A 24,668-nucleotide genomic window follows, 5' to 3' on the forward strand; every position below is an offset into this window, starting at 1 on the left:
CGCTTCAGATGCCCGGTGGGCGCATCCACAGCCGGCTGTCGCTGGTGGCGCAGAACAGGCTGCCGTTCACGGCGTCCATGGCCACCACGTTGTTCGCGTGCCCGACGTCGGTCCAGTCGACCTCCCACGGTGACGGGTCCCGCATCCAGAGGTTGCCGTCGGCGGTGGCGCAGAACAGCTTGCCGCTCAACCCGGCCATGCCGACCGCGTTGTTCGCGTGGCCGATGTCGGTCCAGTTGACCTCCCACGGTGACGGGTCCCGCATCCAGAGGTTGCTGTCGGCGGTGGCGCAGAACAGCTTGCCGTTCAAGGCGGCCATGGCCACGACGGTGGCGGCGTGGCCGATGTCGGTCCAGTCGACCTCCCACGGGAACGGATCCCTGATCCACAGCCGGTTGTCGCTGGTGGCGCAGAACAGCTTGCCGTTCAGGCCGGCCATGGCCACGACGTTGTTTGCGTGCCCGATGGCCACCCAGTCGACCTCCCACCCGACCGGGTCCCGCATCCACAGCTGGTTGTCGCTGGTGGCGCAGTACAGCTTGCCGTTCAGGCCGGCCATGGCCACGACGTTGTTGGCGTGCCCGATGTCCCGCCACGGCAGCGCGTACAGCGCGTCGATGGCGGCCAGGTCGTCCGCGGTCAGCGCCCGCAGCGTGAAGTCGGGTCTCACGGTCGGGAACATGACCGCGCCCGGGACGCTGGAGTGGGCGAGGCCGAGGATGTGCCCGATCTCGTGCAGCGCCACCGTCTCGACGTCGAAGGCGCCCGGCTGCGCCCCGACCGACCAGGTGTGCTCGCTGTCGTCGAAGTGCACCGGCTTCGGCAGCGTGTTGGTGACCACGGAGCAGCCCGGCGGGAAGTCGGCGTGCGCGAGCGTGCCGCCCACCATGCTGAGGTCGGGGTCGGTCGCCGGCCGCCAGCCGATGCGGATGTCGGGGTTCTGGCCGACCGAGACCTCGGTGAAGGTCAGCGGCGCCGCGGCCGCCCAGGTGGCGAACGCCGCGCGCACAGCGTCGATCTCCGCGGCGCCGGGGACGTCGTCGGTACCGGAGTCGAAGGCGAACGTCAACGTGCGCCGGTCCCAGGCACAGGCGGTCGCGAACGCCACCCCGTTGCGCATGTCGGGCATCGCGCAGCGGCTCTGCGTCATCTCCTCGCGCGTCGGGTTGTCGAACGCCCCGGACGAGCTCAGGCCGTGCCGCTCCTGATACTTGTACAGCGCGTCGGAGGTCGGCTGGTCCAGCTGGTCGGGCGTGTAGTCGGCGCGCCGGAGGTAGCCGTAGGAGCGCAGGTAACGCTGCACCTCGGCGAGCCCTTCGGCGCTGTCACCCGGACGCACCATCGACAGCCGGGAGATGGTGTCGAGGTCGAGCTTCCGTGTTCGTGGTGTGGGTTCGGTCATGGCGTCTCGTCTCCCTGGTCGAGAGCAGCGTCCGGGCGACCGCGGTGCACCGGTCGCAGTGTGCGCAGCACCCGCAGCGGCGTCCCCGGGTCGGTGCCTGGCCCGCCGCGGATGACGACGGTCGTCCCGAGCCGCAGCAGGGGGGCGACGGCCACCGCCGAGCCGTCCCCGGCGACGAAGGACCGCAGCCGGACCGCCGTTCCGCCGACGACCTCGTGACGCACCGTGCCGGCCGGGCGCTCCACCCTGCCGGCGAACGGCCCCCGGTCGAAGGAGATCGTGGCCATCGGAACCGCCGGACATCTGCATTGTCTTCATCTCCAGCATGCCTGCTGTGACCCGGATCACTACACTGAGTGTCACCAAAGCGACCAGCGGTCAGGAGTGTGTGGTGCGCAATCCCGCTGTCGAGGCGCTGGACGTGCTGGTCGGCGAGTGGAAGCTGACGCTGACCGACGCATGGTTCCTGGAGTCCCGTGACGTCCGTCAGTACGGGCGTGCCGCGGCCCGGTGGCTCGGCGACGCGTTCGTCGAGCTCGAAGCGGAGATGAACGGCGAGCCGGTGTGGCACTTCGTGTTCGGCCGCAGCGACGCCGACGGTCAGCTCCTGGCGCTCTACCACGACCCGCGGCCGACGTCGCGGCTGTTCCGCACGACCTTCGCCGACGGCCAATGGGTGATGCTCCGCGAGGCCCCCGACTTCCACCAACGGTTCGTCGGCGTCGTCACCCCGGACCGCGTCGACGGGCACTGGGATGCGTCGGAGGACGGCGGCGTCACGTGGCGCAAGGACTTCGACCTGATCTTCGAGCGCGCGAACGGCGCCTGAGACGCCGGCCTCAACGGGACAGCTCGGCGTCATGGACGAGCAGCGCGACCTGGACACGGTTGTTGAGGTCCAGTTTGGACAGCAGGCGCGATACGTGGCCCTTGGCGGTCGGCACGCTCATGCCGAGCGCGGCGCCGATCTCCGCGTTGGACAGGCCACGGCCGAGGGCCAGCGCCACCTCGTGCTCGCGGTCGGTCAGCGTGGCGAGGCGGGCACGGGCCCTGGCCCGCCGGGGGCCGGCGAGGGGGTCGGCGACGTGGTCGATGAGCTGGCGGATGACCGTCGGGGACAGGATCGCGGCGCCTGCGGCGACCGTGCGCACCGCCGCGATGATGTCGCGCGGCGGGGTGTCCTTCAGCAGGAACCCGCTGGCGCCGCCGCGCAGGGCCTCCAGGACGTACTCGTCGGCGTCGAACGTGGTCAGCACGATCACCTGCGGCGGCGACGGCCGGCAACGGATGCGTTGCGTGGCGATCAGGCCGTCGAGCCGGGGCATCCGGATGTCCATGAGGATCACGTCGGGCCAGTGGGCGTCGGCGACGGTGAGCGCCTCCGCACCGTCGCCGGCCTCCGCGACCACCTCGATGTCCGGTGATCCGCCCATGAGGATGCGCAGGCCCGCCCGCACCAGCGGGTCGTCGTCGACGATCGCCAGCCGGATCGGCCGCTGCTGCGCCCCTACGCCGGCCACGGCAACCATGCCTGGGGCCGGAGCGTGTGGTCGTCGGCAATCGTCAGCCGGATCGGCCGCTGCTGCGCCGGCCATGGCAGCCATGCCTGGGGCCGGAGCGTGCCGTCGTCGACGTGCGCCAGCCGGGTCGGCCGCTGCTGCGCCGCTACGCCGGCCATGGCCCGGATCGGCCGCCGCTCTGGCGCTACGCCGGCCATGGCAGCCACCTCTGGAGCCAGAGCGTGCGGTCGTCGACGTGCGCCAGCCGGGTCGGCCGGCGCTGCGCCGCTACGCCGGCCACGGACCGGATCGGCCGGCGCTGCGCCGGCCACGGCGGCCATGCCTGGGGCCGGAGCGTGTGGTCGTCGGCAATCGCCAGCCGGATCGGCCGCCGCTCCGGCGCTATGCCGGCCATGGCAGCCACGCCTGGAGCCGGAACGTGCCGCCGTCGGCGCCGTGTTCGACGCGGCCGCCGGCGAGGGCGATCCGCTCACGCAGCCCGATGAGGCCCAGGCCCGCGCCCGGGATCGCCGCGTGGCCGTCCGTGCCGGCGCAGGGGTTGGTGATCGTGACGCGCAGCTCCCCGCCGGGGGCGCCGTCGAGCAGGACCTGCACCGCGCTGCCCGGCGCGTGCTTGCGGGCGTTCGTGAGGCCTTCCTGGACGAACCGGTACACCGTGCGCCCCAGCATCACGGCCGGGCCGTCGGGCGGCACGCGGCAGGTGTAGCCGACCGTCATGCCTGAGGCGCGGGCGGTGCCGAGCAGCTCGGGCAGGTCGCCGAGGCCCGGCTGCGGCGGCTCCGGCCGGCTCCCCGCGCCGTTGCGCAGCACCCCGAAGACGGTGCGCAGCTCCTGCAGCGCCTCGTGCGCGCCGGTCCGGATCGCCCCGGCGGCGACCGCCGTCTCCTCCGCGCTCGCGTCGGTGCGGACCTCCAGCGCGCCGGCGTGCAGGCTGATCAGCGACAGCCGGTGGGCGAGGACGTCGTGCATCTCCCGGGCGATCCTGGTGCGCTCGGTCAGCCGCGCCTGCTCGACCCGCAGGTGCTGCTCGGCCTCCAGGCGGGCGGCATGGTCACGCAGCGACTGCGTCAGCCGCCGGTGCGCCTGCACGAACAGCCCCCACCCGATGGCGGCCGCGGTGACCACGCCACGCACCAGCAGGTCGACCCACAGCGGGAACGGCGGGTCGTCCTGCAGCAGGAAATACCCGGCGCTGGTGGCGAGGTTCGCGGCGCCGAGCCACAGCACGACCGTCGCGCGGTGCCGGATCGCGACCGTGAACAACGCGACCGTGATCGCACCGGTCGCCATCACCGACACCGCGCCGAACGGCAGCAGCACCAGCGCGACCCCGAGCGGCCGGCGCCGCCGGCCGAGCAGCGCCAGGACGCACAGCGTGCCGATGGCCACGTCGAGCTGCCACGGGATCGCGGCGCCAGGCTTGGTCGCGTCACCCAGCGACACCATCAGCGCGCCGTAGCAGACGGCCAGCCCGACCGCGACGGCGTCGGCGAGCCGGTCCCGCCGCGCGGAGCGTGGGTCGCCCGCCGGTTCGGGCACGAGCAGCGCGAAGAGCAGTGCCGACATGTGGGCAGCGTACGAGGTACCGCCCGCCGCCGGGACCTACCAAAGTTGTGGTCGGCACACATCCATCGGCAGGTGCGCGCCGGTGCCGCCGCCCGCCATGCTCGACGGCACGGCCATCCATCGGCGAACGGGGGACACCATGCGTAACGAGCTGGGCAGTGCACTGCGTCGACGCGTCGGGCTGCTCGCGGCCATCCTGCTGCTGGGCGCGGCTACTGCCGCCGCGCTGGCCGGCGCCGTGGAGGACTGGACGTTCGCGACGCTGAGCGACCCCGTGCAGAGCCTGATGTCGGTCCTGGTCCCGCTGCTGGGCATCCTGCTGGTCCGGGATCTGCGCGGCACGTCCCCACTCGTGCCGACCCTGCACGCGGCGGTGCTGGTGGCCGCCGCCGTCGGGCTGTTCGGCGCAGCGGCCTGTGCCACCGCCCTCGCGCTCGCACCACCGGGCGCGGCGCGGGACCCGTGGGCGGGCGTGGCCGTCATCGTGCTGGGTGGCGTGCTGGTCCAGGTGGTCGCCCAGCTGGTCGGCACCGGCATGGCACTGCTGTTACGGTCCGCACCGCTGGCGTTCCTGGCCACCTTCCTGCCACTGGCGCTGTGGCTCGCCCTGAGCGCCGTGGACGTGCTGCGGCCCGCGCGGGACTGGCTCACTCCGTATGCAACGGTCCGCCACCTCCTGTCGGGCCACATGAGCTCACTGACATGGCTGCAATGGCTCACCGTCCTGATGCTCTGGGGCGCCGCCCTCAACACCGCCGGCGCTGTCCGTCAGGTCCAGAGGACGTGATGCGCAGTGCGACCATGGAGGACCGGTGGTGTTCGACGTGCGGGCCGCTCCGGCCGAGAAGCTGCACCGGCGGCAGGTCAACGCGTGGCGGCGGGCGCGCTTCGCGCAGTTTCCGTTCCGTCCCGGGCAACGGCTGCCACCGGCCGCGCGCACCCCGACAGGCGTGGTGAAGGACCACCTCCAGCTGTTCTTCACCACGCGGGCCGACGCCGACCGCGAGCGACAGGAAGCCCTTCAGCGACAGCGCGGGACCGGCGCCTACAGCGGCTCCGTCGTCGACCACTGGGCACCGTCGTCCGGGCACATCCCCGCATACCACCGCCCGCAGCTCACGCCGCCGAAGGACCGGTGCTACGAGTGCGACGGCACCGGTTGGCTGCTCCACGTCACCGGTGCGGCCTCGTCGCAGCAGACCCTTGCCGAACGCGCGTGCGAGCTGTGCGGCGGCACCGGAAGCTGGCGGCAGGCCGAGCTGCGATCCGGCCTGCCGGAGCACGCCTTCCACCGGGTCCCGCCGAACCTCGGCCGGACCGCCCCGACGCCCGCTCAGCCGGGACCCGCGTCGGCCCCGTCAGGGCGGGGCGTGCCCGGGATCGTCCGTGTGGTCGTGGGCTACCCGGCCTTCCTGGTGCTGGCGTACGCCGCGGCGCAGCCGGTGTACTTCGTCACGCGGAGCTCGGGGGCAGCCTCGCTGCTCGCCCTGGTCGCGGCTGCGGCCGTCACCCCGGTGCTGACGCGTGTGGTGTTCGGCCCGCTCCGGCCGGGTCAGGTGCTCGGTCCACTGTGGATTCTGGTGCTGCCGATCTACGCGCTCTTCGGTTTCGTCTTCGTATGCACGGCCCTGACCGGCCTGGACAAACGCGGCGCGCTGGGGGCGAACGTCCTCGTCCTGGCAGCGTCTGCGAGACATGCCCTGAGCGAGCTCCCGCTGGGATGGTTCCGGTCGTGAGTTACGGCTCGTGTTCGTCGTATGAGCCCTGGGTCCACGGCACGCCGTGCTCGTCGAGCCAGGCCACGAAGCGGCGGGTGATCCCGCTGACGCGCTTGCCGTCGTCCGTCTCGTCCTCGCCGCCCGCCACCACGGCCGCCCGCACGGCCTCGAGGACGTCGCCGCCGTCACCGACCAGCCGGGGCAGGTCGGCGTGGCTGACCGTGTGCCAGGTCCACCAGCCGATGGTGTCGATTTCGCTGTACATCCAGACCCCGTCCCGTTGGATCGACAACAGCCTCAGGTCCCCGTTGCCGACAAGCTGGACGTCCAAGGTCGGGTCGCCGTGGGCGCCCCGGTAGAGCGCCAACGACCTGACCGCCGGTGCCGGTTCGTACCGCCTCATCGATCAATGATCTCAGGACCGCGTTGTGTGAGTTGTACCTGCGGGCGCGCCGACGGTGGATCAGCGGGCCTGATCGACGAAGCCGAGCCGCCGGTTCATCGCGATGGCCGCGTGGTTCTGGGGGTGGTGGAAGGCGACAAGGCGTCGGTAGCCGGATGACCGGACGAAGCGGATCGCGAGCAACTTCAGCGCGAGGGACAGGCCCTTGCCGCGGTGGGGCGCGAGCACTCCCGTCATGTCGGAGAACGCATGCCCTCGATCCGGGTGCAGCGAGGTGGCGGACATCCCGATCCACTCGTCGCCCTGGACGGCGATGATGACGCCGCCGGGGTTGTAGGTGGCGACGTCCAGGCGCTGGGCGGCGTACTCGTCGTACGTGTAGAACGGGCCCCGGTCCGGGATGTCGGCCGAGCAGGTCCTGTTGAGTTCGTAGAGCACCCGGCGGTGCTCCGGTGCGTCGCCGAGGTCCGCCATCGTCGTGAACCGCGTGCCTGAGGACTGCGCCCGGCGCAGGTACCGCTCGAAGCCCGCGTCGTCGAACCCCTCGACGTCCAGTTCGAGCTTCACCCAGTCCACCATGGGAATTGACTCTACGGATCCGAGGTCTCGTATAGTCGCGCGGTGGATGTGGAGCGGGTTCGGGATGCGTATGCCGCCGTGGCGGAGCTCTACATTGGGCTGTTCGGCACGCGCGAGCAGGTCCACGTCGATGACCTCGCCTTCATCGGGCGTCATCTCGCGATCCGGACCGGCGGCGTGCTCGACGTGGGCTGCGGGCCGGGTCACATCACCGGCTACCTCAGGTCGCTGGGCGTCGACGCGGCGGGGATCGACGTGGTGCCCGAGTTCATCGCCCATGCGAAGGCGGCGCACCCGGACGGCAGGTACCAGCTCGGGTCGTTGCAGAGCCTCGACGCCGGGGACGGCTCCGTTGCGGGCGTCCTGGCCTGGTTCTCGCTGATCCACCTGCCGCCCCAGGACCTCGACGGTGCCCTCGGCGAGCTGCGGCGGGTGATGACGCCGGCCGGCGCGCTGGTGGTCGGCTTCTTCGAGGGCGACGAGGTCGCCGCGTTCGACCACAAGGTCGTGACCGCGTACCGCTGGCCCGTCGAGGAGTTCTCGGAGCGGTTGGCGCGGGCCGGCTTCACGGAAGTCGAGCGCCTGCACCGGCCCAGCGACGGCACGCACCGGCCGTACGCCGCGATCGCCGCGGTCCTGGCCGCCTGAACCGGCGCGACGGGCTACCGGTCTGCGACATCCGACCCGAACAGCGCCTCCTCCTGCGGCGGGTCGAGCACCCTGCGCAGGTCGGCGACGGTCCGGCGCCACGCGGGGCCCTGCGACGCCTCGTCCCAGTACTCGGCGAGCCAGGTGGGTGTCGCGAGGATGCGGTCGAGGGCGTCGATCGCGAGGTCCCTCAGGTAGGCCGGGAACGGGGGCATCGGCGTGGAGGGGCCGTAGGCCGACGTGACCTGCGCACCGCCCGGGCACTGGGCCGCGACCAGCGCGGCGGCGGCGACCGCGCGTGGGGCCTGCGAGAGGTGCGGGTCGTCGTCCGTGGCGTCCACGACACGGTCGAGGGCCCTGCCGATCGCTTCGATGCGGGCCTCCGGCGACGCGTCGTCCAGCTCGAAGGCGAAGTCCGCGGCGTCGTCGTTGCCGAACGGTTCGACGTCCCAGGAGCCCACAGCGAATCCTAAGCGCCGGGCCGAGCAACGGTGCGCGCGGCCGGCAGCGCCTCGGCCAGCCGGAGCAGCGCGTCGGCCCGGTCCTCGTCCGGGGTGATCGCCGGCGTGGCGAGCAGCGCCGTCCGTGCCGCGGCAGGCTGCGATTCCGGCGGTACGTGCGGCAGCATCGCGGTCAGGGTGGCGACACGCAGCTGTGGGTCCGGGATGCCGGCGGCGGCGTCGATGGCCCGGCCGAGCCGGGTGGCGTCCAGGTGCGGCGCGATGGTGCCGAGCGCCTCGCCGCGGTGCGTGTCGTCGGCGAGGGCGAGCACCGCGGCGAGGGCCTCGTCGAGCCGGTCGCCGCTGAAGTGCGCGGCGAGGTGACCGATGCCGTCGCACACGTCTTCTCCGCCAGGTGCAGGACGCGGGCGATGCCGGCGTTGGAGCGGCCCTCGGCCATCTGGGCGAGGACGGTGCGTTCGCGGTCGTGGAGCCGGTCGAGGCGGTCGGTGTGGCGCTGATCGGGTCGTTCGTCCCGGTCGGCGCCGCCGTGGGCACCGGGGCGTGGGCGGTGGCCGCGGCCGGCTTCACCGGCTGCGCCGTGTCCCTGCTGCGGGCTCCGCCGGGTCAGGCCTGGTCGAGCAGATAGCCGCTCGGCCCCCAGGTGACCTTCCAGTCCTCGTAGACGCCGAGCAGCCCGCACGCCAGGCACCGCAGCCCGACGGACACCCACCGCACGTCCCGGTCGCCGCCCTCCTCCTCCGGCTCCCGCAGCGAGAATCCGGCCGCCGCGGCGAACGCCTCCTCCCCGCACAGGCAGGCGCAGCAGGCGACCTCGGCATCGTCCCACCACTCGACGCTGTCGGCGATGAACGCCTGCTGGCCGCAGTCCAGGCAGGTGCGCCGGACGGCGGACGTGATCGCCGCGACCTGCACCTCGAACCGCCGCCCGTCGCACGACCGGCAGATCGACTCCCGCACCACGTCGACCGGATGACCATCCGGCTCGTGCCGCTGCAGGAACGCGGCCAGATCCTCGAACGAGGCTCCGTGGACAGGGGCGGTCATGCGGCACCTCCGGCGAACGCGACTGCCGCCGAGCCTAATGCTTCCACCGCGAACCGCCGGTCGCGTGGCTCAGGTGCGGGTCTCCTGCGCCGGCGGTACGGCGGGCGGGTCGTCGTCCTGCGTGATGTCGCGGCCGTCGCCGTCCAGCAGATCCATCGCGCGTCCGCGCAGGTCGCGGGCGGCGGCGCCGTCGCCGGCCTGTTCGGCGTCCTTGGCCGCCTCGATGAGGTCGCGGGCGGTGGCGCGCCGGTCCGCCTGGGCCATGGCGCCGCCCAGCAGCAGCCGCGTGTACAGCCAGCCGGTGACGAACCCGAACGCGATGGAGAAGATGCCCAGCCCGCCGGTGAAGACGTTCGCGTCGGGGCCGTCGCCGAACGCGGGGGCGATGTTGCCGATGAGCCGCCCGGCACCCGACGCGATCGACCCGAACTGGGTGAGTCCCACCCCGACGAGGATCTTCGTGAGCCAGTCGGAGATCTGCTCGAGGTTGGTGTTGCCGGTGATGGTCGCCTGGCGGCGCGGCGCGGCGGCGCTGTCCGCGGCGAGCACCCGGGGCACCCCGAAGATGAACCCGACGACACCCCCGGCCAGCATCGTCGCGGCCGTGACGATGAACCCGATCGCCACCGTGCTCCACCGGCCCGGTTGCGGCCCGACGTACAGCAGGACCGCCGCGGCGGCGAGGACGATCCCGCCGGCCAGCCAAGTGAGAAACGCCGCCCACGTCTTGCCACTCGACGGCATCGTGACCTTCAGACCCCTGGTTCGCACCCGGTCACCGTACGCATCGACCGGCGTGTGCGACAGCATCAGCGGCCGGGTGTCGGATCGGGTGCGGTCAGGTCCAGCCGGTGGGCATGGTCGACGCGCTGGACGAGGCGCAGCAGCCGACCCGGATCGCCGGCGTCCTGCGCAGGCTGCCCCGGCTCCGGCAGGGCCGGGTGATCGCCACCGCACCTTCCAGGAGCACTTCCGCCCGTCGGCGTGATCAGTCCTTCCGCCAGGCCCGGGCGGCGACCAGGGCGAGCACCCCGGCGACGACGTAGCCGAGGAGCCACGGACCCCACCAGGAGAGGTCGTCACTGCCGTCGTACGCCACCACGACGCTTGCGCCGCCGAACAACGCGCAGGCGGGCACGAGGGCGAGGGCGACGGTGAGGCGGTCGAGCACCGCCGGGCCGGGCCGGGCGAGGCGGTAGCCGCGCAGCGCGACGGCGAGGACCAGCACGAGCGCGGACAGCCACTCGGCCGACTCCACCGAATGGCTGCCCGGCACGACCACGACGACGGCCGCGGCGAGCAGGACCGAGACCAGTCCGCGGATCTCGGCCGGCCCGCCCGCCAGCTTCGGCGCCGTCACCGGTGCGTCGGCGGTCGCGGGCTCGGGCCGGGCGGACCGGGCCGCCCCACGGCGACGGCGCTCGTCGCGACGACGGCGGCGGCCGCGGAGGCCACCAAGTACGACGAAATGTCCTCAGCCATCAGATCACCCCACGAAGCGAAGGATCGTGTCCACGACGAGCAGCCCGGCACCGGCCGCCGCGGCACCCACCGCCAGCCAGTCGGCGCCCCGTGGGCCGGGGTGGCGCAGGCGCCAGCCGCGCCAGAGCATGCCGGCCGCGAGCAGGGTGCCGCCGATGAACGAGTACCCGTTGCCGACCTCCGCCTCCAGATAGGCCAGGAGCAGCACCAGCACGGCGAAGCCGGCGGCCACCAGCGCCGGCTGCGGCAGACCGGCCATGGCCGCCGCGTCCACGAGCACCTGCCGCCGGGCGGTACCCCAGGTCACGGGGCAGGTCATGGTCACCGTCGCCGGCGTGCCGCCCAGCGTGCGCACGGCCTCGTCGCGCACCCGCGTCAACGCCGCCGCGACCAGCTCGGTCACCGGCACCGCCCGCTCGCCGAGCAGCACGTCGAGGTCGTCGATCCGCCGCTTCGGATGCGGCTCGTACCGCGCCGGGTCGAGCCGGGCGGAGTGCTCCGCATCCCGCCCGACGACCAGCCGCCCGGTGTTGTTGACGAACACGGCCGACGGCAGCAGCGGCGACGAGTCGAACAGCAACGGCCGGATCTTGCCGCCCCCCATGCCGCACGACGGCCACGGTGCTTGACGTCCCGTAGTCGATTCCGAGCGCTGTGTCCGGCACACCCGGAGCTTAGGAACCACGGGATCCACCCGTGATCGTGCGAACGGATCATGTCGGTGGCCCGTTCGTCGCCGGGTTGTGCAACGCCAGAACCAATGCGTCGTGGAAGGTGCGTCGCCGGCCGAGTCCGTGCGCCGCCGTCACGTACGGTGGTCCGATGGTGTCCGGCACGGCGTCGTCGCAGCGTCCCGACCCGGTGCGGATCGAGACCCTCGCGGAGCTGAAGGCCGGGTTCGAGGCGTTGCGGGGCATCCGGTCGTACACGCAGCTGCGCAAGGCGTCGCAGGACCGGGCGGGGCGGGCGGATCTGCCGCGCAGCACGATCAGTGATCTGCTGCACGGTCCGTCGGTACCGGGTCCGCGGACCGTGGTCACGTTCCTCGCCGCGTGCGGGCTGGACGGGCCCGCGCAGGTGCCGTGGCTGGCGGCGCTGGAGCGGGTGGTGACCGCGCACCTGCGCCGCCCGGCCGGTGCGGTGCGCGTCCGGGAGGCACGCCCGCACCTGCTCGGTGTGCACCAGGCGATCCGCGTCGGGCCCGACGGCACGGACCTGCCGGCATACGTACCCCGGGACCTGGACGACGCACTGCACGCGGCCGTCGTGGCAGCCGCCGGAAACGGTGGGTTCGTGCTGCTGGTCGGCGCGTCGTCGGTGGGCAAGACCAGGGCGCTGTTCGAGGCGGTCCGCGCGCGGCTGCCCGAGTGGTGGCTGGTCCACCCCGACCCTCATGACGTCACCGGCCTGGACACGCTCGTGCAGGGACGCACCGTGGTGTGGCTGGACGAGCTGCAGCGGTACCCGATGACCGCGGCCCTGGCCCGCAGGCTCATCCAGGCCGGGCTGGTGCTGGTCGGCACGCTGTGGGACGACGAGTACACCGGCCGCGTCGCCGCGACGGTGCCCGGTGGGGCCCGGACCGGCAGCTGCTCGGCCTGGCGCACGTCGTGCCGGTCCCCGCGGCCTTCTCCGCCGGTGAGCGTGCCCGCGCCGAGGCCCTCGCCGGCGACGCGCGGATCCGGGTCGCGCTGGACACGCCGGACGCCGGGTTCACGCAGGTGCTCGCCGCCGGCCCGTACCTGGAGCGCTGGTGGACGCACGCGCCCGACCCGTACGCCAGGGCCCTGATCACCGCGGCGCTCGACGCTCGGCGCGCCGGGATGAGCACCCCGCTGCCCCGCGCGCTGCTGGCCGCCGCCGTCCCCGGCTACCTCACCGCCACCGAGCGGGCCACCGCGCCGCGCGACTGGCTCGACCGGGCGCTGGCGTACGCGACCACGCCGCTGCACGGTGCGACCTCGGCCCTGCGCCCCACCGGCCCGATGGGGACGGTCACCGGGTACCTCGTCGCCGACTACCTGCACCAGCAGGCCGGCCGCGCACGCCGCGACACGCCCCTGCCCGACACCGCATGGCAGGCGATCGTCGAGCACCATCACCCCTACGACAGCCAGCGGCTCGCCGGTGAGGCACACCGGTGGCGGCGGTACCGGTACGCCGAAGCGCTGTACCGCCGCGCCGCCGACGACGGCGACATCTACGCCGGTGGCCGCCTCGGCGAGCTGCTGGTCGCCCAGGACCGCATCGGCGAGCTGCGTGCCCGCGACGCCGCCGGTGACCTCGGGGCCCGCGGCGAACTGGACCGCCTGCTCGTGCGGGAAGGCAACCTGGAGGAGCTGCGCGCCCGCACCGACGCCGGTCACCCCGGCGCGGCCCGTCTCCTGGTCGCCGCGCTCGTCGACCACGGCAGGCTCGACGAGGCGCTGGCGATCCTGCGGCAGTGGGCGGACGCCGGAGACGACGCCGCCGCCCGCCACATCTCCAAGCTGCTCGCCCGGCACGCCCGCGTCGAGGATCTGCGAGCCCTGGCCGACAGCGGCCACCTGCCCGCCGCCGTCGCGGTCGTTCACCTGCTGGCCGGGCAGGGCCTGACCGGCGAGGCGCTGTCCTACCTGCGTGCCCGGCCCGAACTCGTCAACCACGACGCGGCCCACGGCTTGGCCGGTACGTTCGCCAGGCACGGCGGGGTCGACGGCCTGCGCGCCCTGGCCGACCTGGGCGACACGCGCGCCGCGTATCGGCTGGTCGGGGAACTCATCAGGGACGGCCGCGTCGACGAGGTCCGCGCCCTGGCCGACGCCGGCGACACGGACGCCGCGAGGACCCTGGTCCACCTGTTCGTCGCCGAGGGCCGCGTCGACGACCTGCGCCTCCTGGCGGACGCCGGCAACGGGTACGCCGCACACGGGCTGGCGGGCCTCGGCGGTCAGCCATGACACCACGGCGGCCCATCCTGGAGCAGTTGGACGCGACCGCCGACGAGGCGGTCTTCGTCGACCTCGAGAACGGCTACCACCACCCGATCGACACCCGGCTCCACGCCTACAGCGACGCCGCGCGGTGGGCGCTGGTGGTGGAGCTGGTCGTCCCCAGCCCGCGCAGCCAGGCCGTCACCGACGTGCTGCACGTCTTCGGCAACTGCCTGAGGAGTGGCACCAACCGGTCCTCGGCGACACGCTGCCGAGCGAGACGGAGACCTATCGGCTCATCGCGGACGTGCTGGCAACCGGAGATCCGGCGCGCTACCGGCCGACGCTGGCACCCACCACCCACTGGTCCCACTGGCCCGAGTCCGGCACGTTTTGAGGGCTGCGCCGGTCAGTGGGTGCTGGGTGTCCGGGTGTCGAGGAGTGCGATGAGGTGGTGGCGGGCTTCTTCCCGGTCGTGCAGGTCCGCGACCGGGTCCTGCGGGCAGGCCGCGACCCGCCATCGCCAGTAGGCGGCTGCGGCCTGATGCGCCCGCCGGATCGGGTCCTTGGCGGGGTCATGCGCAGCGCGCCGACCGAGTCGGCCCACGGCACCGCGGGATCCGGTTTGTGCAGTTGGTACAGGGCGATCCGGTCCGTGCCGAGCCGGCGCAGCGACGCCTCGCAGGCGCGGATCAGGTGGTCGGGGTGGGCGTCCACGGTCCAGGTGCCGTCGCCGGGGCGGCCCCGACCGCCCTTGGTCGCGACGAGGACACCGTCGACGCCGGTGAGGGCCTTCGCGATCAGCCGTTCGTTGTGGCCCGCCTCGCCGGCGTGCCAGTGGTACGAGTCGGCGGTGTCGATCAGCGTCACCCCCGCGTCGACGGCTGCGCGCAGGGTCGCCACCGCCCGTGCCTCGTCGGGGCGGCCCTCGACGGGCAGCGGCATCGCGCCGAGTCCGACGGCGCCGACCTGCCACCGGCCCACCTGCCGTGTGCGCATCTCAGCCCACCTCGTCGATCACGTCGGGCAGCCAGTCCGCCACCGCGCCGAACTGGAAGCCGTGCGCCGCGGCCCGGCCGGTGTCCATCGGCCAGGATCGGTATTGAGCTGGACATCGCGGCCAGCACCACCGACTACTTCTTCGCCCAGGCACTGGTGCGGGCCGGCGTCGGCGTGTCACTGATCCCGCGCGTCGCGTTGGAGGACTCCCCGGAGCAGGCGGTCGTGGAGGTCGGGCCGTACCGGCCGGTCCGTCACGTCGCCGCGGTCACCACCCGCCGCGGGGTCGAGGCACCCCACCTCGCCCTGCTCGTCGAGCTGCTGGCCGCCGGTACCGGATGACCCGTGCGACGATCGGGCGGTGAGCACCGCATCGACGTACGCGGACTTCGCCGGCCGTGAGGCCCGGGGTGTGTCTCCGACCTACGAGCGGCTGTCGGCCGCCGTCGCCGGCGACGAGGAGATCCTGACGCTGCTGCGTACACTGCCGAAACCGAAACGCCAGCCCAACCTGTTGTTCGCCGTGGTGCGCCTGCTCGGCGGCCCGGTCGGCGATCCGGCCGCGTTCCACCGCTTCACGGTGGCGAACTGGCCCGCCGTCGCAGCGGAACTGCTGGCCCGGGCCACCCAGACCAACGAGGCCGGGCGGTGCGCGCTGCTGCTGCCGGTGCTGGTCACGTTGCCGCAACCCCTGGCGTTGCTGGAGGTCGGCGCCTCCGCGGGACTGGGCCTGTACCCCGACCGCTACACGTACCGGTACGGCGACGCCGAACTCGCAGCCGGCGGACCCGTGCTCGACTGCGCGCTCACCGGGACGGCGCCACCGGTGCGCCTGCCGGAGGTGGCGTGGCGGGCCGGCCTGGACCTGCACCCCCTCGCCGTGACCGACCCGGCCGACCTCGCCTGGCTGGACGCGCTGATCTGGCCGGAGCACCGGCACCGCCGGGACCGCCTGCGCGCCGCGGCCGCGATCGCCGCCGCGGACCCGCCGGTGCTGCACCGCGGTGACCTCGTCGACGACCTGCCGGCCCTGGCGGCGCTCGCCCCGCCCGGCGCGACGCTGGTCGTGTTCCACACCTCCGTGCTGTACCAGGTACCGGACGCGCGACGCGCCCTGTTCGTCGACCTGGTACGCGGGCTGCCCGGCCACTGGATCTCCGTCGAGGCGCCGGACGTCGTGCCGCACGAGGGGCTGCCACCGCCACCGGACGGGGCGCTGCACAACGTCCTGGCGCTGGACGGCACGCCGCTGGCCTGGACCCGCGGCCACGGCGAGGCGATGACCTGGTTCGCTCAGAGGTAGCTGACGCCGGTGAGGTGTTCGGCGGCCAGCCACAGGCGGCGGCCGACGGCCGGGTCGGCGGCCTCCTTGCTGGGCCGGACCTCGGCGATCCGGCCGCGCAGCTCCAGGAAGCCCGACGGCCCGAAGAACTGCCCGCCGCGCAGGGCCGGCGCGGTCGCGGCGTGCAGCTGCGGCTGGGCGCCGCGCTCGACCGACTGGGTGACCAGCAGGCCCGCACCCGCCAGGACCCGCCCGAAGCGGCCGCGGTCCTCCCAGGCGCGCGGCGTCAGGTTCGTGCGCGTGAGGCCGGGGTGGGCGAGCACGCTGACGACGGGCGAGCCGGCCGCCCGCAGCCGGCGGTCCAGTTCCAGGCCGAAGACGGTGGTGGCGAGCTTGGACACGCCGTACGCACGGGAGGCCCTGTAGCCGCCCTCGGACATCAGGTCGTCGAAGTTCACGTGGGCGTTCTTGTGGGTGACGGAGCTGAGGTTCACCACCCTCGCCGCGAGATTGTCCAGCAGCAGCCCGGTCAGGGCGAAATGCCCCAGGAAGTTGGTGCCGAGGTGCAGTTCGAACCCGTCGGCGGTGGTACGCCGCTGCCCGAGCAGCACCACGCCGGCATTGTTGATCAGCAGGTCGACGGTCGGGTGGTCGGCGGCCAGCTTGGCGGCGAAGGCCCGCACCGAGGCGAGCGACGCCAGGTCCAGCTCGCGGACCTCGACGTCACCGCCGATCGCCCGGGCGGCCGCCTCGCCGGCCGCGGTGTTGCGCACGGCGAGGACGACGTGCGCGCCGGCGCGGGCCAGCTCGGTGGCGGTGATCAGGCCGAGGCCCGAGTTGGCGCCGGTCACGACGGCCACCCGGCCGCGCTGGTCAGGGATGCTCGTGGTCATGCGGCGACGCTAGGCCCGCCGCGCCGCGACCCCGTCGCACCCGCTTGCCTAGGACCGGCAGACCCACCGTCGCCGTCGCGGGCGGCGGCATACTTGCGGCATGGCCGGCACCCACCCGTACGCCCGCGAGCTCGGCGACTTCCTGCGCGCCCGCCGCAACCGCCTCCGCCCGCAGGACATGGGCCTGGAGCCCGGCGGCCGGCGCAGGGTGGCGGGCCTGCGACGCGAGGAGCTGGCCCTGCTGGCCGGCCTCAGCACCGACTACTACCAGCGCATGGAGCAGGGCCGCGAGGTGCACCCGTCCGACGGCGTCCTGGACGCCCTCGCCGCCGCGCTCGACCTCGACGACGAAGAGCGCCGGCACCTGTTCACCCTCGCCCGCGCCGCCCGCCGCCCGATGCCCGCCCAGGTGCGCCGCGACCCGGAGCAGGTGCCGCACAGCACCCGCCGGCTGCTGCACGTCATGGACACCCCCGCGGTCGTCCTCGGCCGGCACCTGGACGTGCTCGCCTGGAACCGCATGGCCGAGGCGCTGCTCGGCGACCCGGGCACCTACCAGCCCGACCGGCTCAACATGCTCCTGCTGATGTTCGACGACACCATGACGGACGAGCGCCGCTGCCCCGACTGGGAGCGCCAGGCCCTGGAGTACATCGGCATGATGCGCGCCGCGGTCGCCACCGACCCCACCCACCCGCGCGCCACCGCGATCGTCGGCGAACTGAGCATCCGCAGCCCCGAGTTCCGGCGCCTGTGGGCCCGCCACGACGTGCGGGAGTCGGTCAGCGGCTCCAAGACCTTCCGCGTCCCGGAGGTCGGCGACATCGTCCTGGACTGGGACACGTACCCCCTGCCCGGCAACCCCGGCCCGGTCATGCTGGTCTTCACCGCCGAACCGGGAACCGCGGACGCCGACCGCCTCCAGCTGCTGGCGTCCCTGCACGCCACCCGCGTCCGGACCTGATCCGGGGTTCCTCAGGGCCAGACGAAGACGCCGACCCGCCCGGCGGGCCGGAAGCCGTTGCGCTCGTAGAACGTCGAGGCAGCGCTGTCCCGGGCCGTCAGCAGGTACCAGCGCCGCACGTCGGGCAGGTGGCCCCTGAGCGCCTCGAGCAGCGCGGTGCCCTGACCCTGCCGTTGGAGCGCCGCGTCGACGCACATCTCCTGCAGCAGGAAGTGATCCTCGGATCCGTACCGCTCGCGACGCCCGACGGCGAAGCCGGTCATCGCCCCGTCCGCCGTGCTCGCACAGACACCGTGCGCACGTGGGGTCGCCAGGATGTCCCGCAGGCGTTGCGCGGCATCCGCGACCCGCCAGTCCTCGTTCCACGGCGGGGCGTTGAACGTCTCCGCGTACAGCGAGCTGCAGGCGGCAAGGTCACGCATCGTCAACGGCCTGATCACCGGCTCAGGATGCCACGCGCCGCGGTCCTGGATGTGCGACGATCCTGAGCCGTGGGCATCGTCGAGGACGTGCATGAGGCGGCGGCGTGGGTCGCGGCGGCGTTGACGTCATCGGGGTACCGGGCCGACTTCTCGCCGGGCTCGCTGTGGGAGGTCGAACGCTTCTTCGAGGTCGAGGCCCCGGACGGCCGGCCGCGCCCGGACGGCCTGCTGGCGCGGCAGCTCGGCGCGCGCCTGTTCGCCGTCGGCTCCTACGTCGGTGAGGTGATCCGCCGCAACGCCGGCGGCACCTGGTCCGGCGACGACAACGACCCCGCAGCCGAGATCAACGTCGCGCTGCAACAGCCCGACGGCGGCAGGATCTGGCCCGTCCAGCGGGTCATGAAGCGGTACTCCAACGGCGCCGAGGACAGCATCACCGCCTACGGCGCGGTCCTCGGCCTGGACATCGGCGCCCGCCCCGGGCAGCGCCGCCGCCGCTGGTTCCGCTGACCGCGACCAGGGCTGACGCCGTCCCGTGTGACTCAGGCGGTGCCGAGGGGTTCGAGGCCGCCGGCGCGCAGCATCCACTCGGCGACGCAGCCCATGCGGCCGCAGACCGTGCAGCGCGTCGCCACGGCGAGCGAACGGACGCCCATGCGATCGGCGTACAGGGAGAAGCCGACGGCGACGTTCGCCGGCTCCTCCTCGCAGACGCACACCGACTGGGCGCGGCAGGCGGGGGGTCAGAACCAGTGCAGGCAGTGCGGGTGCCGGTCGGCGTGGAAGAGGATGTCGGCGCGGGTGGCCGCGTCCGGGCGGTGGGCGCGGACATGTCCGGCACGCACGAGCGTGCTGGGCGCGGTGCCGCCGAGGTAGATCGAGCCGAGGTCGCGCACGTCCAGGGAGAGGTCGGGGTCCCGGTCTGTAGAGACGCAGCCGGCCTTGCCGTCCCGGACGGTCAGCAGGTAGCGGTGGTGCTCGCCGAGGAACGGGTCGTCGACGTCGAGGACGAGCTCGCCGTCCGTGAACCAGCCGCGTGCGGTCAACGCCTGCGGTACGTCCAGGAGCCGCACCCAGAGCCAGTCGGAGTCGCTGCTCACCTGGGCGGCACGGAAATCCGCCAGCTGCCAGCGCAGCGGGTGCCCGGGCGGGAAGTGCTTGAACGCGACCTGAGTGACGAGGTCGTGGCCGAGCAGGAATCCGATCAGGGCGGTGGAGACGGCGTCGTCGGTGGCGATGGTCTCGTCGACCGTCAAAATGCCGTCGCTGAGCGAGTAGCTGGCGTACCCGTCCGGGACGCCGTCGGCGTTGCGGTGGACGGCGATGTAGCGCGGCGCCTGAGTGATCGGGGGTTGCCCCGCGCCGAGGGTCCACCAGCGGTGCGGCCGGGACAGCGCGCCAGGCTGTGCACGGCGGTACCGGTCATAGACCTCCTCGAGGATCTCGCCGCACTCGGCACGCCGCATGACCTCGACCGAGCCGCTGTCCGAGGTGGTGCCCGTGTCCGCCGCCGTGGCGTCTGCCTGTCCGGGCGCCCGCAGTGCAGCGAGGGCGCCCTGGTGGCGTGCCACCGTGATCCGTCCCGTGTAGGTCGCCGGTCCGTAGCCGAACCTGCCGTAGATCGGGGCCTCGGAGGCCAGCAGGACGCCGAGGAACTCCCCGCGTGCCCGCAGCTCGGTGAGTTGGTGCCGCATCATCGCGGTGAGCACGCCCTGGCGCCGGTGCGAGGGCAGGACGCCGACGGCGCTGATTCCGGCGGCCGGGGCGAGGATCTCGCCGGGCAGCGTCAGTTCGAATGAGTATGCGGCGGCGGTCCCGACGGGCCGCCCGTCCGCGGTCACGGCCAGCAGCCCGCGGTCCATCTCGAACGCCGACCACCAGAGGCCGCCGCCGTCCTCGTCCGGGGTTTCCGGATGGAGCCCGAACGCGGCATGGAGTGTGGTGACGAAGACGTCGAGGTCCTGGTCGGTCGTGGGACGGATCTCCACTGTTGCTGCTGCCTCCCCCTGTGACTCGGGCACCACGACCGGTGGTGCCCGGCCCACAGTGCAGCGTCGACCCTTGGCCGGGTCAACCGAATTTCGCCGGGATCGGGAGGCGGCCGCGGCCGGTCGCTTGCCGCACCTCCCACGAAGGGCCGGCACCCATGAACAGCCCGACGCCGTATCGTTCGCACCGCGAAATGTGGGCTTCGTGAATCTTCAGGGACGGATCTGTGGAACTCGGCGCGGCCGGCCTGACGGCGCTGTACGCCACGCTTGACGCGGACGTCGCAGCGGCCGTGGCAGGCCTCGAACTGCCGTCGGTGCGGCTGGAGGCTGCGGCCGGGGCGTGCGAGCCCGACGCCGCCGTGACCCGGTTCGGGGGAGTGCCCCTGGTCAGCGGCGGCTTCGCGTGGCCGCGCACCGAGGACGGGCGACCGCTCTGCCTGGTCGGGCAGTGGGACTGCGACGAGGTGAACGGGTGGCTCGGCGAGGCGGTCCTGCCCGCCGGGACGCTGCTCAGCTTCTTCTTCGACGTCCTGGAACAGGCCGGCTGGGGTCTGATCCCGCAGGACGCCCCGCTCTGGCGGGTCGTCGTTGCCGCGGCCACCGCGGTCCCGGCCCGGCCCCCGGCCGGCGCGTTCACCTTTCCGGCCAGGCCGGCAGTGGGACGCCGGGTGGCGACCATGCCGGACGTGTGGGAGCCCGTGATCAGGGCCGTCTGGGCCGACGGCAGCGCCGCGGCCTGGGCGTACGAGCGCCTGCGGCTCGACGACGGACCCGGCCCGGTGCACCGCATGTTCGGCTGGCCCGACCCGCAGCAGGCATCGATGCACCTGGACTGCCAGCTGGTGGCCAACGGCGTCGATCTCATGCACGGCGGCTACGACGATCCCCGCGTCCCGGACCTGCAGGCCGGCGCCGCCGACTGGCGGCTGCTGTGGCAGGTCGGCACCGACGAGGAGCAGCTCGGGTGGATGTGGGGCGACATGGGCACCCTGTACTTCTGGATCCGCGCCGAGGACCTGGCCGCCGGCCGTTTCGACCGCGTCTGGGCCGTCCTGCAGGGCTGACGCCGCCTCCGGTGACTCAGGCGCCGGCCCGGCGGGACGGCCTCGCCTCGACTGCGGTGAGCTCGTTGAGCCACTCACCCTCGGGGCGGCCGTGTTGCGCGGCGTGCCGCTCGTAGATGTCGGCGACGACGCCGTTTCCGGGACCTGGGTGGCGTCGAAGGTCACGACCGTGGCCGGTCCCGAGCGCAGCCAGGCGGACGGGTCGAGCCCGAACTCCGCCATCGCGGCGAACACCCCGTCGCCGGTGCTGTCGACCAAGGGGAACTCCTCTTCGCTCGCCAGGGGCGTCGGCGACCCGCTCCACCACGGCGCCCGCGGCGAACGCGCCCGCGTGCCGTGACAACTCCTGCAACAGCGCGTCGGGCTCGGCGGCGGCGACGAGGTAACCACAGTGCAGGCCCATGGAGCCGCACATTAGCGGCACCGCCACGTCCGCGCCGTCCCGTCACGGGCGTCGTCGGACGTTCCGGTGGGCGTGTCGATCGGGGGCGGTGCCGTTCGACCTGTGGATGAGACCGGCACCGGGCCGGTCGTCATCCGACCGGAGGACACCATGACCACCACCACCGCCCCCAGCCGCACCGCGACGACCGCCTCGCTCGTCGGTGCCGGTCTCGTCGCCGCAGCCGTTGCCAGTGGCGCCACCACCGTCGTGGCGGCCGCGGGGAGCGCGGCAGGGGTCAGCCTCGACGTCGGCGGCGCGCCGATCCCCGTGCTGGGCTTCGCGATGCTGACCGCCTGCTTCTCACTGGTCGGCGTTGCCCTCTCCGCAGGACTGGCCGCCAAGGCCCGTCGCCCGCGCCGCGCGTTCGTGCGGACCACCGTGGCGCTGACGGCGCTGTCGCTCGTGCCGGACCTGGTCGCGGACGCCGCCCCCGGCACGAAGGCGCTGCTGATGCTGACGCATCTCGTGGCCGCCGCGATCGTTGTCCCGGCGATCGCGCGCCGGCTGGCCGGCTGACACCCGGCCACGGTCGACGGCCCGGACTAACCTGGTCGAGTCGGTGGCGGTGGCGGTGGCGGTGGTGAGGAGCGGACATGCGGTGGTTCCGGCGCAAGTCGGCCGGCAGGCCCCTCGCGGTCGACCCTGCGCGGCAGGAGGCGCTGATCGCCGACGTCCGCCGGCGGTACGGGGGACACGTCCCGAGAAGGTTCCGGGAGCAGGCCGGTGAGCTGGCGAGCCAGCTCGGCGGCGACGACGGGCTGGCGGTCGCGGACCGGATCGTGCACGAGACGGCCGAGCGGGCGCTCGCCGACGTCCGGGCGCAGGCCGCCGCCAGGGGGCTGGCCGCTGACCGGCGCAACTACCGCGCGCTGTACCAGCAGACGGCGCTGCAGTACCGGCTCCCCGAACCGCCGGACGGATGGCATCCCTACGTGCACCTCGCGGCGGCGCTGGCCGCGATCGACGCGGACGTCAAACGGGCGATGGCGCTGACCGATCCGAACTGGCTGCTGGTCCACACGCTCGAACTGCTCGACATGACGGTGTCGGGCTGGGAGTTCGGGCGGGTCCCGGTCACCGCCGACGCCGCCGACCTCGTGACCCGCCTCATCGCCGCCGCGACCCGGATGCGGCTGACGGAGGACGAGCCACCGGCGTTGCCGCCCGGGATCCGGGAGGTCATGCGCAGCAACCGGGCGACGAACGTCCACGACCAGGCCGGCGTGGTGATCGGCGTCATCAACGTGGGCGCGGAGACCCGCCGCTCATTCCTGGCCTGACGTCGTGGAGGCCGACCGGTTCCGGGATCCGGGGACAGGGCTGCACGAGCTCGCCGCGGCCGGCGTCGACGTGGTCTGCCCGCGGTGCGCGAGCAGGGCCGTGGTCACGCCGCAGCGCCGGTTCGTGTGCGCGGCCTGCGGGGCGACGGCATCCTGGTCGCCCGGGGACGGCCCGTCGCTGTGGGGCGCGCCGGTCGATCCGTACTTCCGGCATCCGCTGTGGCTGACCGCGCGGTGCTGCGGCGGGCGGACGCTGTGGGCGTTCAACGACGCGCACCTGACGCTGCTGGAGAACTCCGTGGCGGCCAGGCTGCGCGAGGGCGCCGGCATGACGCTCCTGGCCCGGCTGCCGGCGTGGCTGACGTCGGCGAAGCACCGCGACGAGGTGCTCCGCGTCATCGCCCGCCTCCGGAGGCCGCACGCCGGTCGGAGCCGCTGACCGGCTGCGATGACAGGTTCGCGGTCAGCAGGTGGCCGGTCGCCTCGAGGTGCGTGCGCATGGCCGCCTCGGCCGCGACGCCGTCGCGGGCGAGGACGGCGGTGACCACCGGCTCGTGCTCGGCGTGGATCTGGGCGAGGGTGCGGCCGCTGGCCGTGGTGGGCGGGCCGAGCAGGGCGGTGGTGGAGCGCAGCTGGGCGACGATGGCGGCGGCGCGGGCGTTGGCGGCGGCGTGCAGCAGCAGGTCGTGCAGCTCCCGGTCGGCCGGCCAGAAGGCCGCCTCGTCGTCGTGGTCGGCGGCGGCCGCCATCGTGCCGAGGGCCGCTCGGATGGCGGCATGCTGCGCCTCGGTACCCCACAGCGCGGCCTTGCGAGCGGCCGGCGGCTCCAGGGCGAGGCGGATCTCGATGATCTCCTGGATGTCGTGCGCCCGGGGCGGGGTGACGCGGAAGCCGCGGTTGCGCTGGATCACGACCAGTCCGGCCTCGGCGAGGCGGAGCATCCCCTCCCGGACCGGGCTGCGGGACACCCCGAGCAGCTCCGCGAGCTGATAGACGGAGTACGTCCGCTCGGGCACGAGCTCGCCGGCGGCGATGCCGTCGCGGACCGCCTGGGCGACGGCGTCGGCGAGGGAAGGGGCCTCCTGCGGCAGGCGGAGCGACGGCACGAGTAACATGTTACCCATGAACGACGTGGTGGCGGCGCTGGAGAAGGCCGGACTTGAGGTCCGCGCCGACGCCGGCACGCGCGGCATGTATTCCTCGGACGCCTCGCTGTACCGCATCCCGCCGCTCGCGGTGGTCCGGCCGCGGCACGTGGACGAGGTCGCCGCCGCGCTCGCCGTCGCCCGGGAGACCGGGGTGCCGCTCACGTCCCGCGGCGCCGGCACGTCCGTGGCAGGCAACGCCGTGGGCCGCGGCATCGTGCTGGACTTCTCCCGCCACCTCAACCGCGTGCTGTCCGTCGACCCGCAGGCCCGCACCGCGGTCGTGGAGCCCGGGACCGTCCACGCCGTGTTGCAGAAGGCCGTCCAGCCGCACGGCGTGCGCTTCGGGCCCGACCCCTCGACGCACCCCCGGTGCACGATCGGCGGGATGATCGGCAACAACGCCTGCGGTTCCCGTTCGCTGGCGTACGGGCGTACCTCGGAC

35 protein-coding genes and 2 pseudogenes are annotated in these 24,668 nt (G+C 73.7%); 18 read left to right on the forward strand and 19 right to left on the reverse strand.

The genetic code is table 11. From position 1 onward, the window contains the following. Positions 1-4: 4 nt before the first annotated feature. Positions 5-1,402: a matrixin family metalloprotease gene (locus OHA72_RS34965; RefSeq protein WP_327000317.1), complete on the reverse strand. Its 1,398-nt coding sequence runs from the start codon at positions 1,400-1,402 to the stop codon at positions 5-7. Next, on the reverse strand, positions 1,399-1,689 hold the full coding sequence (locus tag OHA72_RS34970) for a hypothetical protein (RefSeq protein WP_327000318.1): 291 nt from the start codon (positions 1,687-1,689) through the stop codon (positions 1,399-1,401). The genes OHA72_RS34965 and OHA72_RS34970 overlap by 4 nt, the downstream gene beginning before the upstream one ends. Positions 1,690-1,793: 104 nt before the next feature. Here OHA72_RS34970 and OHA72_RS34975 point away from each other — a divergent pair, with 104 nt between their 5' ends. Then, positions 1,794-2,231 (forward strand): hypothetical protein, encoded by a 438-nt coding sequence (locus tag OHA72_RS34975; protein WP_327000319.1) that lies wholly within the window; start codon positions 1,794-1,796, stop codon positions 2,229-2,231. A gap of 10 nt (positions 2,232-2,241) precedes the next feature. Here the strand turns inward: OHA72_RS34975 and OHA72_RS34980 are convergent, their stop codons facing one another. From OHA72_RS34980 to OHA72_RS34990, 3 genes are all read right to left on the reverse strand, one after another. Further along, positions 2,242-2,931 (reverse strand): response regulator transcription factor, encoded by a 690-nt coding sequence (locus OHA72_RS34980; RefSeq protein WP_327000320.1) that lies wholly within the window; start codon positions 2,929-2,931, stop codon positions 2,242-2,244. Next, a complete protein-coding gene (locus OHA72_RS34985; RefSeq protein WP_327000321.1) occupies positions 2,910-3,119 on the reverse strand; it encodes a hypothetical protein in 210 nt (69 codons plus the stop codon). The genes OHA72_RS34980 and OHA72_RS34985 overlap by 22 nt, the downstream gene beginning before the upstream one ends. Positions 3,120-3,303: 184 nt before the next feature. Further along, entirely contained in the window at positions 3,304-4,488 is a 1,185-nt protein-coding gene (locus tag OHA72_RS34990) for a sensor histidine kinase (RefSeq protein WP_327000322.1), read from the reverse strand. A gap of 139 nt (positions 4,489-4,627) precedes the next feature. Here OHA72_RS34990 and OHA72_RS34995 point away from each other — a divergent pair, with 139 nt between their 5' ends. Then, complete coding sequence (locus OHA72_RS34995; RefSeq protein ID WP_327000323.1) at positions 4,628-5,275, forward strand: hypothetical protein; 648 nt, start codon at positions 4,628-4,630, stop codon at positions 5,273-5,275. Between the two features lie 25 nt (positions 5,276-5,300). Continuing rightward, entirely contained in the window at positions 5,301-6,224 is a 924-nt protein-coding gene (locus OHA72_RS35000) for a hypothetical protein (protein WP_327000324.1), read from the forward strand. A 1-nt stretch (position 6,225) separates the two neighbouring features. Here the strand turns inward: OHA72_RS35000 and OHA72_RS35005 are convergent, their stop codons facing one another. Together OHA72_RS35005 and OHA72_RS35010 are read right to left on the reverse strand one after the other, a co-directional pair. Beyond that, on the reverse strand, positions 6,226-6,609 hold the full coding sequence (locus tag OHA72_RS35005) for a hypothetical protein (protein WP_327000325.1): 384 nt from the start codon (positions 6,607-6,609) through the stop codon (positions 6,226-6,228). 60 nt (positions 6,610-6,669) lie between these two features. Continuing rightward, positions 6,670-7,188, reverse strand: coding sequence for a GNAT family N-acetyltransferase (locus OHA72_RS35010; RefSeq protein WP_327000326.1), 519 nt, complete (start codon positions 7,186-7,188; stop codon positions 6,670-6,672). 42 nt (positions 7,189-7,230) lie between these two features. Between OHA72_RS35010 and OHA72_RS35015 the strand changes: the two genes are divergently transcribed. After that, complete coding sequence (locus OHA72_RS35015) at positions 7,231-7,836, forward strand: class I SAM-dependent methyltransferase (protein ID WP_327000327.1); 606 nt, start codon at positions 7,231-7,233, stop codon at positions 7,834-7,836. 14 nt (positions 7,837-7,850) lie between these two features. Here the strand turns inward: OHA72_RS35015 and OHA72_RS35020 are convergent, their stop codons facing one another. Genes OHA72_RS35020 through OHA72_RS65010 form a run of 3 tightly spaced genes read right to left on the reverse strand, consistent with a single transcriptional unit; the run spans position 7,851 to position 8,736 of the window. Beyond that, the gene (locus OHA72_RS35020; RefSeq protein ID WP_327000328.1) at positions 7,851-8,297 is read right to left on the reverse strand and encodes a DUF4259 domain-containing protein; all 447 of its coding nucleotides are present in this window, start codon (positions 8,295-8,297) and stop codon (positions 7,851-7,853) included. Positions 8,298-8,305: 8 nt separating this feature from the next. Further along, the gene (locus OHA72_RS65005; protein WP_442788367.1) at positions 8,306-8,464 is read right to left on the reverse strand and encodes a hypothetical protein; all 159 of its coding nucleotides are present in this window, start codon (positions 8,462-8,464) and stop codon (positions 8,306-8,308) included. 5 nt (positions 8,465-8,469) lie between these two features. Beyond that, positions 8,470-8,736 carry a hypothetical protein gene (locus tag OHA72_RS65010; RefSeq protein WP_442788368.1) on the reverse strand — a complete coding sequence of 89 codons (267 nt, stop codon included), beginning with the start codon at positions 8,734-8,736 and terminating at the stop codon, positions 8,470-8,472. On the opposite strand from OHA72_RS65010, the gene OHA72_RS35030 reads away from it, so the two are divergent. Continuing rightward, positions 8,692-8,925 (forward strand): hypothetical protein, encoded by a 234-nt coding sequence (locus OHA72_RS35030; RefSeq protein WP_327000330.1) that lies wholly within the window; start codon positions 8,692-8,694, stop codon positions 8,923-8,925. The genes OHA72_RS65010 and OHA72_RS35030 overlap by 45 nt on opposite strands. On the opposite strand, the gene OHA72_RS35035 is transcribed toward OHA72_RS35030, so the two are convergent. The 4 genes from OHA72_RS35035 to OHA72_RS35050 all read right to left on the reverse strand — a co-directional run bounded on the left by OHA72_RS35035 (position 8,904) and on the right by OHA72_RS35050 (position 11,430). Then, complete coding sequence (locus OHA72_RS35035) at positions 8,904-9,344, reverse strand: hypothetical protein (protein ID WP_327000331.1); 441 nt, start codon at positions 9,342-9,344, stop codon at positions 8,904-8,906. The two genes, OHA72_RS35030 and OHA72_RS35035, sit on opposite strands and share 22 nt — an antisense overlap. A 69-nt stretch (positions 9,345-9,413) precedes the next feature. Further along, positions 9,414-10,115 (reverse strand): hypothetical protein, encoded by a 702-nt coding sequence (locus tag OHA72_RS35040; RefSeq protein WP_327000332.1) that lies wholly within the window; start codon positions 10,113-10,115, stop codon positions 9,414-9,416. A 217-nt stretch (positions 10,116-10,332) separates the two neighbouring features. Beyond that, positions 10,333-10,704, reverse strand: a complete 372-nt coding sequence (locus tag OHA72_RS35045) for a hypothetical protein (RefSeq protein ID WP_327000333.1) — start codon at positions 10,702-10,704, stop codon at positions 10,333-10,335. A gap of 126 nt (positions 10,705-10,830) precedes the next feature. Then, entirely contained in the window at positions 10,831-11,430 is a 600-nt protein-coding gene (locus OHA72_RS35050; protein WP_327000334.1) for an Hsp70 family protein, read from the reverse strand. Positions 11,431-12,436: 1,006 nt separating this feature from the next. Here OHA72_RS35050 and OHA72_RS35055 point away from each other — a divergent pair. The 3 genes and pseudogenes from OHA72_RS35055 (at position 12,437) to OHA72_RS65020 (ending at position 14,135) form a co-directional block, all read left to right on the forward strand. Next, on the forward strand, positions 12,437-13,765 hold the full coding sequence (locus OHA72_RS35055; protein WP_327000335.1) for a hypothetical protein: 1,329 nt from the start codon (positions 12,437-12,439) through the stop codon (positions 13,763-13,765). Then, positions 13,762-13,913, forward strand: a pseudogene (locus OHA72_RS65015) (DUF7003 family protein); the annotation flags it as partial. The gene OHA72_RS35055 and the pseudogene OHA72_RS65015, both read left to right, overlap by 4 nt. Then, complete coding sequence (locus OHA72_RS65020) at positions 13,890-14,135, forward strand: DUF7003 family protein (protein ID WP_442788369.1); 246 nt, start codon at positions 13,890-13,892, stop codon at positions 14,133-14,135. The pseudogene OHA72_RS65015 and the gene OHA72_RS65020, both read left to right, overlap by 24 nt. On the opposite strand, the gene OHA72_RS35060 is transcribed toward OHA72_RS65020, so the two are convergent. Further along, positions 14,072-14,737 (reverse strand): aldo/keto reductase, encoded by a 666-nt coding sequence (locus tag OHA72_RS35060; protein WP_327000336.1) that lies wholly within the window; start codon positions 14,735-14,737, stop codon positions 14,072-14,074. The genes OHA72_RS65020 and OHA72_RS35060 overlap by 64 nt on opposite strands. A 153-nt stretch (positions 14,738-14,890) precedes the next feature. Here OHA72_RS35060 and OHA72_RS35065 point away from each other — a divergent pair, with 153 nt between their 5' ends. After that, entirely contained in the window at positions 14,891-15,079 is a 189-nt protein-coding gene (locus OHA72_RS35065) for a type 2 periplasmic-binding domain-containing protein (protein ID WP_327011726.1), read from the forward strand. Between the two features lie 19 nt (positions 15,080-15,098). After that, complete coding sequence (locus tag OHA72_RS35070; protein WP_327000337.1) at positions 15,099-16,040, forward strand: DUF2332 family protein; 942 nt, start codon at positions 15,099-15,101, stop codon at positions 16,038-16,040. Here the strand turns inward: OHA72_RS35070 and OHA72_RS35075 are convergent. Further along, complete coding sequence (locus tag OHA72_RS35075) at positions 16,031-16,912, reverse strand: oxidoreductase (protein WP_327000338.1); 882 nt, start codon at positions 16,910-16,912, stop codon at positions 16,031-16,033. The two genes, OHA72_RS35070 and OHA72_RS35075, sit on opposite strands and share 10 nt — an antisense overlap. A gap of 100 nt (positions 16,913-17,012) precedes the next feature. On the opposite strand from OHA72_RS35075, the gene OHA72_RS35080 reads away from it, so the two are divergent. Next, positions 17,013-17,876: a helix-turn-helix transcriptional regulator gene (locus OHA72_RS35080; protein WP_327000339.1), complete on the forward strand. Its 864-nt coding sequence runs from the start codon at positions 17,013-17,015 to the stop codon at positions 17,874-17,876. Between the two features lie 11 nt (positions 17,877-17,887). On the opposite strand, the gene OHA72_RS35085 is transcribed toward OHA72_RS35080, so the two are convergent. Next, positions 17,888-18,316, reverse strand: coding sequence for a GNAT family N-acetyltransferase (locus OHA72_RS35085; protein WP_327000340.1), 429 nt, complete (start codon positions 18,314-18,316; stop codon positions 17,888-17,890). Positions 18,317-18,367: 51 nt separating this feature from the next. Between OHA72_RS35085 and OHA72_RS35090 the strand changes: the two genes are divergently transcribed. Next, positions 18,368-18,808 (forward strand): hypothetical protein, encoded by a 441-nt coding sequence (locus tag OHA72_RS35090; protein ID WP_327000341.1) that lies wholly within the window; start codon positions 18,368-18,370, stop codon positions 18,806-18,808. A gap of 233 nt (positions 18,809-19,041) precedes the next feature. Here OHA72_RS35090 and OHA72_RS35095 read toward each other — a convergent pair whose 3' ends face one another. Beyond that, positions 19,042-20,286: a GNAT family N-acetyltransferase gene (locus OHA72_RS35095; RefSeq protein WP_327000342.1), complete on the reverse strand. Its 1,245-nt coding sequence runs from the start codon at positions 20,284-20,286 to the stop codon at positions 19,042-19,044. A 227-nt stretch (positions 20,287-20,513) separates the two neighbouring features. Between OHA72_RS35095 and OHA72_RS35100 the strand changes: the two genes are divergently transcribed. The 5 genes from OHA72_RS35100 (at position 20,514) to OHA72_RS35120 (ending at position 23,517) form a co-directional block, all read left to right on the forward strand. Beyond that, positions 20,514-21,353, forward strand: coding sequence for a DUF1963 domain-containing protein (locus OHA72_RS35100; RefSeq protein WP_327000343.1), 840 nt, complete (start codon positions 20,514-20,516; stop codon positions 21,351-21,353). A 103-nt stretch (positions 21,354-21,456) separates the two neighbouring features. Then, positions 21,457-21,693, forward strand: a complete 237-nt coding sequence (locus OHA72_RS35105; protein WP_327000344.1) for a hypothetical protein — start codon at positions 21,457-21,459, stop codon at positions 21,691-21,693. Between the two features lie 165 nt (positions 21,694-21,858). Next, entirely contained in the window at positions 21,859-22,314 is a 456-nt protein-coding gene (locus tag OHA72_RS35110) for a DUF6069 family protein (RefSeq protein ID WP_327000345.1), read from the forward strand. A 77-nt stretch (positions 22,315-22,391) separates the two neighbouring features. Then, positions 22,392-23,078 carry a hypothetical protein gene (locus OHA72_RS35115; RefSeq protein WP_327000346.1) on the forward strand — a complete coding sequence of 229 codons (687 nt, stop codon included), beginning with the start codon at positions 22,392-22,394 and terminating at the stop codon, positions 23,076-23,078. A gap of 4 nt (positions 23,079-23,082) precedes the next feature. After that, the gene (locus OHA72_RS35120; protein ID WP_327000347.1) at positions 23,083-23,517 is read left to right on the forward strand and encodes a hypothetical protein; all 435 of its coding nucleotides are present in this window, start codon (positions 23,083-23,085) and stop codon (positions 23,515-23,517) included. Here the strand turns inward: OHA72_RS35120 and OHA72_RS35125 are convergent. Continuing rightward, positions 23,474-24,184, reverse strand: a complete 711-nt coding sequence (locus OHA72_RS35125) for a GntR family transcriptional regulator (protein ID WP_327000348.1) — start codon at positions 24,182-24,184, stop codon at positions 23,474-23,476. The genes OHA72_RS35120 and OHA72_RS35125 overlap by 44 nt on opposite strands. 85 nt (positions 24,185-24,269) lie before the next feature. On the opposite strand from OHA72_RS35125, the pseudogene OHA72_RS35130 reads away from it, so the two are divergent. Further along, positions 24,270-24,659, forward strand: a pseudogene (locus OHA72_RS35130) (FAD-binding oxidoreductase); the annotation flags it as partial. Positions 24,660-24,668: the final 9 nt, after the last annotated feature.

It is taken from the genome of Dactylosporangium sp. NBC_01737, from assembly GCF_035963215.1.
Taxonomy (GTDB): domain Bacteria; phylum Actinomycetota; class Actinomycetes; order Mycobacteriales; family Micromonosporaceae; genus Dactylosporangium.